Origin of the sequence: Ollibium composti (genome assembly GCF_004801285.1) — a bacterium.
Classification (GTDB): domain Bacteria; phylum Pseudomonadota; class Alphaproteobacteria; order Rhizobiales; family Rhizobiaceae; genus Mesorhizobium; species Mesorhizobium composti.
On sequence record NZ_SSNY01000001.1, the window covers coordinates 658,213 to 670,303 of the forward strand.

11 protein-coding genes are annotated in these 12,091 nt (G+C 64.0%); 3 read left to right on the forward strand and 8 right to left on the reverse strand.

Translation table 11 applies throughout. The features are described 5' to 3' along the window. Positions 1-68: 68 nt before the first annotated feature. The 3 genes from E6C48_RS03150 to E6C48_RS23010 form a co-directional block, all read right to left on the reverse strand. The gene (locus tag E6C48_RS03150; RefSeq protein ID WP_136353871.1) at positions 69-3,155 is read right to left on the reverse strand and encodes an efflux RND transporter permease subunit; all 3,087 of its coding nucleotides are present in this window, start codon (positions 3,153-3,155) and stop codon (positions 69-71) included. Beyond that, positions 3,152-4,441, reverse strand: coding sequence for an efflux RND transporter periplasmic adaptor subunit (locus E6C48_RS03155; RefSeq protein WP_330998547.1), 1,290 nt, complete (start codon positions 4,439-4,441; stop codon positions 3,152-3,154). The genes E6C48_RS03150 and E6C48_RS03155 overlap by 4 nt, the downstream gene beginning before the upstream one ends. 391 nt (positions 4,442-4,832) lie before the next feature. Beyond that, positions 4,833-4,961 carry a hypothetical protein gene (locus tag E6C48_RS23010; RefSeq protein ID WP_269142496.1) on the reverse strand — a complete coding sequence of 43 codons (129 nt, stop codon included), beginning with the start codon at positions 4,959-4,961 and terminating at the stop codon, positions 4,833-4,835. Positions 4,962-5,135: 174 nt separating this feature from the next. Here E6C48_RS23010 and E6C48_RS03160 point away from each other — a divergent pair, with 174 nt between their 5' ends. Continuing rightward, entirely contained in the window at positions 5,136-5,792 is a 657-nt protein-coding gene (locus E6C48_RS03160) for a 5-formyltetrahydrofolate cyclo-ligase (protein WP_136353875.1), read from the forward strand. Between the two features lie 6 nt (positions 5,793-5,798). Here the strand turns inward: E6C48_RS03160 and E6C48_RS03165 are convergent, their stop codons facing one another. Beyond that, positions 5,799-6,272: an Lrp/AsnC family transcriptional regulator gene (locus E6C48_RS03165; RefSeq protein ID WP_136353877.1), complete on the reverse strand. Its 474-nt coding sequence runs from the start codon at positions 6,270-6,272 to the stop codon at positions 5,799-5,801. A gap of 159 nt (positions 6,273-6,431) precedes the next feature. Between E6C48_RS03165 and ald the strand changes: the two genes are divergently transcribed. Then, the gene (gene ald / locus E6C48_RS03170) at positions 6,432-7,547 is read left to right on the forward strand and encodes an alanine dehydrogenase (RefSeq protein ID WP_136353879.1); all 1,116 of its coding nucleotides are present in this window, start codon (positions 6,432-6,434) and stop codon (positions 7,545-7,547) included. A 237-nt stretch (positions 7,548-7,784) separates the two neighbouring features. Here the strand turns inward: ald and E6C48_RS03175 are convergent, their stop codons facing one another. Genes E6C48_RS03175 through E6C48_RS03190 form a run of 4 tightly spaced genes read right to left on the reverse strand, consistent with a single transcriptional unit; the run spans position 7,785 to position 11,045 of the window. Further along, positions 7,785-8,339 carry a GNAT family N-acetyltransferase gene (locus E6C48_RS03175; protein ID WP_136353881.1) on the reverse strand — a complete coding sequence of 185 codons (555 nt, stop codon included), beginning with the start codon at positions 8,337-8,339 and terminating at the stop codon, positions 7,785-7,787. Between the two features lie 11 nt (positions 8,340-8,350). Next, positions 8,351-9,217, reverse strand: a complete 867-nt coding sequence (gene sseA, locus E6C48_RS03180) for a 3-mercaptopyruvate sulfurtransferase (RefSeq protein WP_136353883.1) — start codon at positions 9,215-9,217, stop codon at positions 8,351-8,353. A 50-nt stretch (positions 9,218-9,267) separates the two neighbouring features. Then, positions 9,268-10,011, reverse strand: coding sequence for an alanyl-tRNA editing protein (locus tag E6C48_RS03185; RefSeq protein ID WP_136353885.1), 744 nt, complete (start codon positions 10,009-10,011; stop codon positions 9,268-9,270). Then, positions 10,011-11,045, reverse strand: a complete 1,035-nt coding sequence (locus E6C48_RS03190; protein ID WP_136353887.1) for a cysteine synthase A — start codon at positions 11,043-11,045, stop codon at positions 10,011-10,013. The genes E6C48_RS03185 and E6C48_RS03190 overlap by 1 nt, the downstream gene beginning before the upstream one ends. A 212-nt stretch (positions 11,046-11,257) precedes the next feature. On the opposite strand from E6C48_RS03190, the gene E6C48_RS03195 reads away from it, so the two are divergent. Beyond that, positions 11,258-12,079 carry an SDR family NAD(P)-dependent oxidoreductase gene (locus E6C48_RS03195; protein ID WP_136353889.1) on the forward strand — a complete coding sequence of 274 codons (822 nt, stop codon included), beginning with the start codon at positions 11,258-11,260 and terminating at the stop codon, positions 12,077-12,079. Positions 12,080-12,091 lie beyond the last annotated feature (12 nt).

Sequence of the window (12,091 nt, forward strand, 5' to 3'; positions counted from 1 at the left end):
TCGCGGTAGGCCGCCCTACCCGGCACGACAGGCATCGGACATCCAGGAGCCGTCGGGTCGCGCTGTCGCTACGCCGGCTTTGTCTCGCCTGCCCCTTCTTCGCGGCGCGCGAAACCGCGACCCAGCCAGTTGGAAAGGCGCTCCAGATAGAGATAGATGACCGGCGTCACGAACAGCGTCAGCGGCTGCGACACCAGAAGGCCGCCGACCACCGCGACGCCGAGCGGCTGGCGCAATTCGGCGCTGGCCCCGGCGCCGAGCGCGATCGGCAGCGTGCCCATCAGCGCCGCCAGCGTCGTCATCAGGATAGGCCTGAACCGCATCAGGCAGGCGCGGTGGATCGCATCGACGGGAGGCATGCCGCCGCGGCGCAACTCGATTGCCACGTCGACCATCATGATACCGTTCTTCTTGACGATGCCGATCAGCATCAGGATGCCAATCAGTGCGATGATGGAGATGTCCATGCCGGCCAGTCTCAGTGCCAGCAGCGCGCCCAGCACCGCCGAAGGCAGGCCGGAGAGGATCGTCAGCGGGTGGACGAAGCTCTCGTAGAGCATGCCGAGCACGATGTAGATCGTCAGGATGGCGGCGAGGATGAGCAGGCCCTGGTTGGCGGCGGAATCCTGAAACGTCCTGGCCGTGCCGGCATAGGTCGTGGACACGGTCTGCGGCAGATGCAGTTCCGCCTTGATCGCCTCGATGCGGTCGGTGCTGGTTCCCAGAGACACGCCCGCCGGCAGGTTGAAGGAAATGGTCACGGCCGGCAACTGGCCGAGCTGGTTGACGGCCAGCGGACCGGCGGTGCGCTCCACGGTGGCGAAGGCGCCGAGCGGAACGAGATTGCCATTGGCGCCGGCCACCTTCAGGCCGAGCAGCGAATCCGGCGACCACGGAATGCGCGGATCGGCTTCCAGGATGACGGGATAGCTGTCGGCGCTTTCGAAGATGGTTGCGGCCTGCTGCGTGCCGAAGGACGAATAGAGCGTCGAGCGCAGGACGTCGTTGGAGACGCCGAGCGCAGCCGCCTTGTCGGGGTCGACCTTGACGGTTGCCTGCAGCGCGTTGTTGCTGAGATCGGTCGCGACATCGACGAAATGCGCGCGGTCCTCGCTCATGGCGTCGGCTATCTTGCCTGCCCATTCGTCCGTCGTGCCGTTGTCCAGCGCCTGTACGACGAGCTGATATTGGCTGGCCGAAGCTCGCGATCCGAGTCGGAGGTTCTGCACCGGCGTCATGAAGACGTTGATGCCGGCGACCTGGCTGGTCTGGCGACGCAGTTCCGACAGCACCTGTTCGAGCGGCGGCCGCTGGTCCTTCGGCTTCAGCTCTACGAATAAACGGCCGTTGTTCAGCGCGCCGCCATTGTTGGAACCGGCCGACTGGGCGACATGTGCCACATAAGGCAATTTGGAAAAGATCGCGGCGACGCGAGTCTGCAAGGCCACCATCTGGTCGTAGGAAATGTCCTGCCGCGCCTGCGTGCTGACGGACAGCTGGCCGATGTCTTCCTGCGGGAAAAAGCCCTTTGGCGAGCTTTCGAGCAGCCAGATGGACATGGCCGTTGTCGCGATAAAGAGCAGGCCGATCAGCGCGGTGTTCCTCAGGCAGAAGCCGAGTGCCGCGCCGTAGCCGCGCAGGACCAGCCCGTATTCTTTCTTGCCCGTTTTTTTCTTCGGCGCGCGGAGCAGGCGCGAGCACAGCATCGGCGTCAGGGTCAGCGACACGACCATGGACGCCAGGATGGCGACCGTGACGACCAGCGCGAACTCGTTGAGGATGCGGCCGACGACGCCGCCCATCAACAAGATGGGCAGGAATACGGCGACCAGCGAAATCGAGATCGAGATGATGGTGAAACCAATTTCGCGGGAGCCCTTCAGCGCGGCCTCAAAGGCCGAAAGGCCTTCCTCTTCCATGTGCCGGAAGATGTTCTCCAGCATGACGATGGCATCGTCGACGACAAGGCCGACCGACAGCGTCATGCCCATGAGCGAGATATTGTCTATCGACGCGCCCAGCAGATACATCACCGCCAGCGTGGCGATCAGCGAGATCGGCACGGCGACCGCCGGGATGACGGTGGCGGCGACGCGGCGCAGAAACAGGAAGATGACGCCGATCACCAGGATGATTGTCAGCGTCAGGGTGAACTGCACGTCGCTGACTGCCGACTGGATCGAGGTGGAGCGATCGTTCAGCGTTTTCAGGTCCGCCTGGGGCGGCAGCTGGTCGGCGAAACTCGGCAGCATCGCCTTGACGCGCCGCACGACATCGACGGTGTTGGCGTCGGGCTGGCGCTGCACGGCCATGAGGATGGACGGTGTTCCGTCGTACCAGCTTCCCGAGGTGGTGACGGCGACGGAATCGATGACGCGGGCGACGTCGGCCAGATGCACCGGCTTGCCGTTGGTATCGGCGATGACCAGTTTGCCGAATTGGGCTGCGTTCTCGAGCTCGGTGTTGGCGGTGATCGTCAGCTGCTGCTGCTTGTCGCTGAGTGTGCCGAGAGGCGTCTGGCTGTTGGCGTTGGAGATGGCGGCTTGCAACTGCGAGACGGAGATGTTGCGGGCGGCCAGCAGGTTGGGATCGACCTGGATGCGCACCGCGTATTCGCGGCTGCCGAAAAGCTGTACCTGGGCGACTCCGTCGATTGTCGACAGCGCAGGCGAAATGACGTTCTGCGCGAAAGCGTCCAACTGGGTCAGCGGCGTAACCCCGCTTGTCAGGGCAAGTATGAGGATCGGCGCATCGGCCGGATTGACCTTGCGATAGCTGGGCGGGCTGGTCATCTGCGGCGGCAACTGGCGCTGTGTGCGCGCCAGCGCGGCCTGCACGTCGGCGGCGGCCGCGTCGATGTCGCGACCGAGCGCGAACTGGATGGCGATGGAGGTGTTGCCCAGGGTGTTGCTGGTGGAAATGGTGTCTATGCCGGCGATGGTGGACAGCTGCTTGATGAGCGGCGTGGCGACCGAGGTCGCCATCGTCTCGGGCGAAGCGCCCGGCAGTGAGGCCGAGACGTTGACCACCGGAAACTCGGCGCTTGGCAGTGCCGCCACCGGCAGCAGCCGGTAGGCGAAGGCGCCGGCGAGGACCAGGGCAATCGACATCAATAGCGTCGCCACCGGCCGGCGGATGCAGAATTCGGAAATCATCCCCGTTTCTCCGCCCCGGCGGTGGTCGCCTTGGTCACATCCGCCTTGACCGCTCCCTTGTCCTCGGTGACCGGGGTGCCGTCTTTAAGGCGCCCTTGCCCTTCCACCACCACCTTCTCACCCGCGCCCAAACCGGACGAAAGAGCCGTCTGCCGGTCGTTCGACATGGCAATCGTCACGGTCTTCATGGCGACCTTGCCATCGGGGCCGACGACGAAGACATACGGTCCCTTCTGACCGGCTTGTAGGGCGACGGTCGGCACCGTCACCGCGTCCTTCAGCGTTCCGAACCGGATCGTCACATCGACATAAAGGCCGGGCCACAGCTTGCCGTCTGCGTTGTTCACCGAGGCGCGGGCGGCGATCGTGCCGGACGCCGTGTCGACCGAAGAATCGAGGAAATCCAGTACGCCCTGCGCGAGTGGCGCACCGTCCTTGCTGCTAAGCGACACCGTCGCCTGCCCGGGCGAGGCGATAGCGGTCTGCAGAAGGCCGAGATCCGTTTCAGGCAGGGTGAAGGTCACCGTCAGCGGATTCATCTGCGTGATGGTGACGAGCGGTTGGGAAGAACTCGATTGCTGTCCCGAGCCTGCGCCCGACTGGCCATTGCCCGAGCCGACGAGATCGCCGACCGATGCGTTGATGAGGCCGAGGCGTCCGGAGGTCGGAGCGGCGATCGTCGCATAGGCAAGCTGTACCTGGTCGACCTGGATGGCGGCCTGATCCGCCTGCACCGCCGCTTCCAGCCCTTTGGTGGTCGCAAGCTGCTCGTCGTAAGCCTGCTGGGTGCCGGCGCCCTTGGCAAGGATATCGCGTGCCCGGTCGAGATCGGCCTGCGCACTGACGGCCGCCGCCTGGTCTTTGGCCAGGCCTGCCCGGTCCTTGGCGAGTTGCGCCTTGAGGGCGCGGTCGTCGAGCCTGAACAGCACGTCGCCCGGCTTGACCGTCTGGCCGTCCTTGACCGGAATTTCCATGATCTGGCTGGATATGCGCGAGCCGATATCGACCACCGCAGGCGACGACAGGAACCCGGTGGTGGTGCGCATGACGGGAAAGTCCGTTGTTTCGGCCGCCGCCGTGACGACTGCGGTCGGTCTCGGGCCGCTCTTTGCTTGAACATTTTGGACTGACGCCTGACCGGACCGATAGCGCGCCGCGATTCCGGGACCCACCACGACGACCAGACCTAGCACGAGGGCGATGGCAACCAGGCCCGCAATGATCCTCTTATGCACGGCGTAGCCCTCCTGCTTTTCTATGGCGTGGCCATGGACTCGCGCGACCACTGGCGCCGCGATTTCAGCAGCATTGTGGAGAGACAACGTCCTGAGGTGAGAATAGGCGCAAGATTACAATGATTTAATTATCTCGCCGGCCACTTTGGCCTCAATCGCCGGGGATGGTTCTGGCCTTCGAATGCTCGCGGCTCGGCCATTATCGTGGCACCGCCAGCGCAACCGCTTGTTTCGCAAGCGCGTTCCGACCGGAACAGCAAATTTGCGCCAGATCAAAGTGGCCGGGCCGCTGCTCGGCTAACAAGCTCCGAGAACTCGTCCAAATTCGGAGATTGCAATGCAGTACGCGCTCTATGCCGGTGTTGTCGGCGTGGTTGTGGTGACGGTTCTTTCGTGCCTCGGCTTTCGTTAGGCGATTGTGTCGATACGGGGCCGGTCACGCTTACCTGGCGACGTAGCCAACGACGTGCCGCAGGCTTCTGACGCCGGCGTCGATGTAGTGGCTGTCGTTATAAACTCCGTCCCAGATCAGAAAGGCTGCAAAGCCGACGACGACGATGACGTAGCGCATGCCGGAAATCCCTCGGGGTTCGCCACCAGCAAGACATCCAGTTGCTTTTTAGCGCATTTTGCATCGCCCAGCCAGAACGGCTTTTGCGCTGCCGACACGAGCCCCTATGTCGCAATAGGACAACCGCCGCCATTGACGGAGGCATAGGCTTCGGGTGACGAACGGGAGGCGAAGATGGCAACAAGCGACGACGACATACCGGCACAATACGCCTCGCCGCCCTGCTTCATGCATGAGCTGGATCCGGCCTTCCGCGCTCCGGCGACCATGCCGGCCGAGGTGCGGCGCTGGCGCAAGGCCGAGCGCGAACGGCTGATCCAGGCACGCCTGGCCGTGTCGGCCGACGCGCGTGCGGCCATGGCAGCCCGTATCGCCGAGGGGCTCGATGCGGTGATCGGCGACGTCGCCGGCAAGATGGTGAGCCTTTATTGGCCGTTCCGCGGCGAGCCGGACATGAGGCCATGGATGGCTTCGGTGAATACGCGCGGCGGCCGCACCGCCCTGCCGCTCGTCGTCGAGAAAGGCCGGCCGCTGGTCTTCCGCGCCTGGAAGACGGGCGAGCCGCTGGAAAAGGGCGTGTGGAACATCCCAATCCCGTCGCAGGGCGACCCGGTCCTGCCCGATATCGTCATCTCGCCCGTCGTCGGCATCGATCCGGACAATTATCGCCTCGGCTACGGCGGCGGTTTCTACGACCGCACGCTGGCGGCGATGCCGCGCAAGCCGCTGGTCATCGGCATCGGCTACGAATTGCAGCGCATTCCGACCATCTATCCGCAGCAGTACGATATTCCGATGAACCGCTTCGTCAGCGAAGCTTTCCGGGCCTGACAGCGGTCAGGCCATCTCCGGTTTCAGGCCGAGCGCGGTGCGATCGACGATTTCGCGCAACGCAAAGGACGAATTGATCTTCGTCACATGCGGCATGGCCGATAGCCATTCCTTGTGGATGCGCTCGTAGTCGGCAAGGTCTCGGGCGGCGATGCGCAGCACATAGTCGTATTCGCCCGACATCAAGTGGCACGACAGGACGTTCGGGCAGCGCTTGATCGCCGCTTCGAAGTCGGACAGCGTCTTCTCGAACTGGCCCGACAGCGATATATGGACGATCACCGTCATCTGGTGACCGAGCGCCGCGTTGGAAAGACGGGCGTGATAGCCGCGGATGGTGCCCGACTTTTCGAGGTTGTCGAGCCGCCGGGAGCAGGCCGATTGCGACAGGCCGATCTTCTCGGCAAGGGCGGCATTGGGAATGCGGCCATCCTTCTGGAGTGTGTCCAGAATAGCGATATCGATCCTATCAAGCGCCATTCTTCGTGAATCCTGCGAATAATTTCCAATTTCGCGCAAGGATTATTGATCCAAAGCTCGTCATGCAAGCTTATTTCGCAAACACATGCGGGCGTTTTCATGGTCCAATGCGTTGATACAGAAAATGGCCTGAACGGCCTGCAGGAGGAGACTAAAGCAATGCGCGTCGGTTGCCCCAAGGAAATCAAGAACAACGAATACCGCGTCGGCCTGACTCCCGGTTCTGTCCGCGAATATGTCGCGCACGGCCATGAAGTGCTCGTCGAGACGGGCGCCGGCGCCGGTATCAGCGCCGATGACAACGCCTATCGCGCGGCGGGTGCGCAGATCGCCAGGACGGCGGCGGAGGTGTTTGCCAAGTCGGACATGATCGTCAAAGTGAAGGAACCGCAGCCGGGCGAGTGGGCGCAGCTCCGCGAAGGCCAGATCCTCTATACCTACCTCCACCTCGCGCCTGATCCGGAGCAGACCAAGGGGCTGATCGCCTCGGGCGTCACGGCTGTCGCCTACGAGACCGTGACCGACGATCGCGGCGGGCTTCCCCTTCTGGCGCCGATGTCGGAGGTTGCCGGCCGCCTCGCCATCCAGGCCGGCGCCACGGCCTTGCAGAAGCCCAATGGCGGCCGCGGCGTGCTGCTCGGCGGCGTCCCGGGCGTGCTGCCGGGCAAGGTTACGGTGCTGGGCGGCGGTGTCGTCGGCCTGCAGGCGGCCAAGATGGCGGCCGGCCTCGGAGCCGACGTCACCATCATCGACCGTTCGATTCCGCGCCTGCGTGTGCTCGACGACCTCTTCAACGGCCGAGTCCACACCCGCTATTCGACTGTGGAGGCTTTGGAAGAGGAATGCTTCTCCGCCGACATCGTCGTCGGTGCGGTGCTCATCCCCGGCGCCGCAGCTCCCAAACTGGTCAGCCGCGAGATGCTGTCAGGCATGAAGAAGGGCTCCGTGCTCGTCGACGTCGCCATCGACCAGGGCGGCTGCTTCGAGACGTCGCATGCCACCACCCACGCCGACCCCACCTATGAGGTCGACGGCGTCATCCACTACTGCGTGGCCAACATGCCGGGCGCCGTGCCGGTCACTTCGGCCCATGCGCTCAACAATGCCACCCTGCACTACGGGCTCCAGCTCGCCGACAAGGGGCTGAAGGCGATCGTCGACGACCAGCACCTGCGCAACGGCCTGAACGTTCACAAGGGCAAGATCACCAACCGAGCCGTTGCCGAATCGCTCGGTTATGAAATGGCAGAGCCGAAAGCCGTTCTCGCGGCCTGACCGCCAAATACAGCCAACTCCCTGTTGCCCGCCGGTTTCCGGCGGGCAATTTCTTTTTGGGGCATGGGTCGAAAGTGGGCAACAAAAAAGCGGAGCAAAAGCCCCGCTTCCTCGTCCGTCGTGGCGCCGCCGGTTCATCCGCGGTCGGCATTTCCTCGACGCTTTCCGTCTACTGCATCAATGTTACAGGTCGATGACGGTCAGGATCAATCCTGACCCGATATGGTTAAGGAATGGTTACCGCATCACGCTTTGCGAGCGCTCGGTGAACGTCATCGGCTGGACGACTTCCTTTTTCTGCGCGACGGGCTGGAAGCCGAGCTTCTGGTAGAGCGGAAGGGCTGCGGGATGGTCGAGGGTGCAGGTCTGCACCGTGACCCGCTTCGGCCCATGCGACCAGCAGGCCTCGATGGCGGCACCGAGGAACCAGCGGCCGAGCCCCTGTCCCGTCGCGTGCTCCATCATGCCGAAATAGGCAAGATCGGCCTCTTGCGGCAGGTGCGGCTTGACGTCGAAGAAGCCGGCGGGAGCGCCATCGAGATAAAGCACGCGGATGTCGCGATCCTCGCGGTGCAGGCCCGCCACCAGTTCCTCGTCGGAGAGCCTGAGCGCATTGACCCAGTGCCATTTGCGTCCCACCCGATCCAGCAGGTAGCGATAGAAGTGCAGCGGTATGTCGTGCGTGCGCAGCAGTGCGATCTGTCGGCCGTAGGGCAGCGGCGGGTAATGCGCTGGCGGCGTCGCCATCTCCAGGAAAGTGACCGTCACCTGAATGGGTTCGGGCGTGTCCATCGCTGCTTTCGTCACTTCTTGCCTGCCGTGGCCGGTCCGGTCGCCACCGGCGTGTCAGTGCGACCACCCCATTCCGTCCACGACCCGTCGTAGAGCCGGTTATCGGTGTGCCCGAGCGTTTCCAGTGCAAGCGTGATCGCAGCCGCTGTGATGCCGGAACCGCAGGAGGTGACGACCGGACGCGACAGGTCGATGCCGGCGCCTTCGACAATTTCCCTCAGCCGACTCTTCGGCAGGAGCATGCCGTTTTCCGAAAGCGCGGAGGCCGGCACGTTACGGGCGCCAGGCATATGGCCGCCACGCACGCCAGCGCGCGGCTCCGGATCGATGCCGGCGAAGCGGCCAGGCGAGCGGGCGTCCGCCACCTGGACCTCACCGGCCTCGACGATCCGGCGCATGTCGTCCAGACCGGCAACGCGCCCGGCGTCGAAATCCGCGTGGAAGACGCAAGGGGCGATCCTGGTTTGCTCGTTGGTGACCTTGCGTCCCGCCGCCTTCCAGCCGTCCAGTCCGCCTTCGAGGATGAAGACCTGGAAAACGCCCATGATGCGGAACATCCACCAGGCGCGCGGCGCCGAGAAGAAACCGGGACCGTCGTAGACGACTATGGTGTCGTCGGCCGATATGCCTCTGGCGCCGACATACTGGGCAAAATGCTGCGGCGACGCCAGCGTATGCGGCAAGGGCGAGTCCGGATCGGAAATGTTGTCCTGATCGAAGAACACGGCGCCGGGAATGTGCGTGGCCTCGTATTCGGCCCGGGCGTCGCGCTTTTGCGCGGGCAGATACCACGAGGCATCGACGATGCTCAGTCCCGGTTGGCCGAGCCGTTGTTCGAGCCAGTCGGCGTGGACGGTGAAGGGGCTGTCCTCGGCCATGTGCGTTCTCCTGCTTCAGGCTTCTTCATACACAGGAGCCGGGGTATGGATCAATTCACCGGTGGCGGTCCGAACCTGATGCGGAAGCGGCGGTTCTCGCGTCCCTTTTTCTCGATCTTGCCGATGTGGATTTCGCCCACCTCGCCGGTGCTCGCCACATGTGTGCCGCCGCAAGGCTGGCTGTCCACGGTGGCGTTCTCGCCGATGCAGACCAGCCGGATGCGGCCAGTGCCGCTTGGCGGGCGCACGTTCTTCGATTTCACGAGGCCCGGATTGGCGGCGAATTCCTCGTCGGAAATCCAGCGGATGAAGATCGGGTGGTCGGCATGGACCAGTTCCATCAGCCGCGCCGTCACCTCTTCCTTGGCGTAGCCGGTATCGGGAATGTCGAAATCGACGCGCGAGTCGTTTTCGGCGACCGAAGCGCCGGTGATCGGGAACGGACAGACGACGCTGAGCAGATGGCAGGCCGCGTGCATGCGCATGAGGAGATGTCGGCGCGGCCAGTCGATGGAGAGCCTCACCTTTTCGCCGACCACGGGCAACGCCTGCCCGTCCACCGGCAGATGGATGATCTCCTCCTTCGTTTCGCCCGTCACGGTGGCGGCGATGGCGACGCGGCCGCCATCGGTGCGTTCGAAGGAGCCTGTGTCGCCCGGCTGGCCGCCCGACGTGGCATAGAAGATCGTGCGGTCCAGCACGATGCCGCCGCGCTCGGTCAGCGCTACGACTTCAGCCTCGGTGGTTTTCAGGTAGGCGTCGTCGCGAAACAGCGCCTCGGTCCGGAACGCCATCACGGCGTCTCCGCGAACGGAACCGAAATGTCGCTCTTGCCTTCCATCCAGGTCGGTACCGGCAGGTTCTTGCCGCGCAGGAATTCGGGGTTGAACAGCTTGGACTGGTAGCGAGTGCCGTAGTCGGCCAGGATGGTCACGATGGTGTGGCCGGGGCCGAGTTCCCGCGCCAGACGAATGGCTCCGGCGATGTTGACGCCGGTCGAGCCGCCAACGCAAAGCCCCTCTTCCTGAATCAGGTCGAAGACGATGGGCAGCGCCTCCTCGTCCTTGATCTGGTAGGAGAAATCCGGCTGGAATCCTTCGAGATTGGCGGTGATGCGCCCCTGCCCGATGCCCTCGGTGATGGAACTGCCTTCGGACTTCAATTCGCCGTCGGTGTAGAAATTGTAGAGCGCTGCTCCCAGCGGATCGGCAAGGGCGATCTTCACGTCCTTGCTATGGCCGCGCAGGCCGGCGGCGATGCCGGCCAGGGTGCCGCCCGAACCGACAGCCGAGACGAAGCCATCGACCTTGCCGCCGGTCTGGTCCCAGATTTCCTGCGCGGTGGTGGTGATATGGCCGTCGCGGTTGGCGACGTTGTCGAACTGATTGGCCCAGATCGCACCGTTCGGTTCGCTCTTCGCCATCTGCTCGGCCAGCCGGCCGGAAAGCTTCACGTAGTTGTTCGGGTTCTTGTACGGGACCGCCGGGACCTCGATCAATTCGGCGCCGAGCAGGCGGATGGTGTCCTTCTTTTCCTGGCTCTGCGTCTCGGGAATGACGATGACGGTCCGGTAGCCGAGCGCCTTGGCCACCAGCGTCAAGCCGATGCCGGTGTTGCCGGCCGTGCCTTCGACGATGACGCCGCCGGGCTTGAGCAGGCCGCGCTTCTCGGCGTCCCGGATGATGAACAGGCCGGCGCGGTCCTTGACCGACTGGCCGGGATTCATGAACTCGGCCTTGCCGAGAATCTCGCAGCCGGTCGCTTGCGATGCTCGCCGCAGCCGAATGAGCGGCGTGTTGCCGATCGCCTCGATAACCGAACGATGCATGTTTTTTCCTTCCGTGCTGCAATACCACAGGTCTAAAAACCTGAGGCGGCGGTTTCAAGGAAGGATTTTCTCTGGACCAGTGGCATGGCTATCCATGGAATCCCACTGGAGGCGTTCTTGTGGTGACTTGATCCTTGTCGCGGCAAAAATCCTTTCCTTCCGCCTTGTCCCCGGCTAGAGCACTTGTGGGGCAACCTTCAGCAGGACAGCGAATGGCACTCTACCGGGCCAGCCCGAAGGACGGCATTGCCTGGATTACCGGCGGTAGTTCAGGGATTGGCCGTGCGCTGGCCAGAGAGCTCGCCGCGGAAGGGTTCACCGTCGCCGTCACGGCGCGGGAGGAAGACCCCATCGATTCCCTGATCGAGGAAACGAGGGATCTGCCGGGCCGCGTCCTCTCCTACCCCTGCGATGTCTGCGACGAACAGGGCATGGCGGCCACCGTCGATGCGATTGAAGCGAGCGGCGAGCCGATCGTGCTCGCCGTCTTCAATGCCGGCGCCTACGTGCCGGTGTCCGGGGAAAATCTCTCGGTGCGTAAGTTCAGCCGCAGCTTCGACGTCAACGTCATGGGCGTCGTGCATGGGCTGGTGCCGGTCGCCGGGCGCATGCGCCAGCGCGGCAAGGGCCAGGTGGTCATGATAGGGTCGATCAGCGCCTATTTCGGTTGGCCGACCACAGCCGCCTACGGCGCGACCAAAGCCGCCCTCAACGCCATGGCGCAGTCGCTGCGGTTCGATTTCGACCGCGTCAACATCCGCCTTCAGGTCGTCAATCCCGGCTTCATCGATACGCCGCTGACGCAGAGGACCAATTTCAAGCTCCCCGCCCTGATGGCGGCCGGCGATGCGGCACACCGTATCCGCAAGGGCATCGCAAGCGGCGGTTTCGAAATCGCCTTTCCGGGACGGCTGGTCTACGGGCTGAAGGGACTGGCGCTGCTGCCCAGTTCGCTTCGCCATCGGCTCATCACGGCTTTCACAGGCTGGAAAACGCGGCCGAGCCTTCCCCGGACGAGACGCCCGCGTTCCTGAGGAACCGCATCT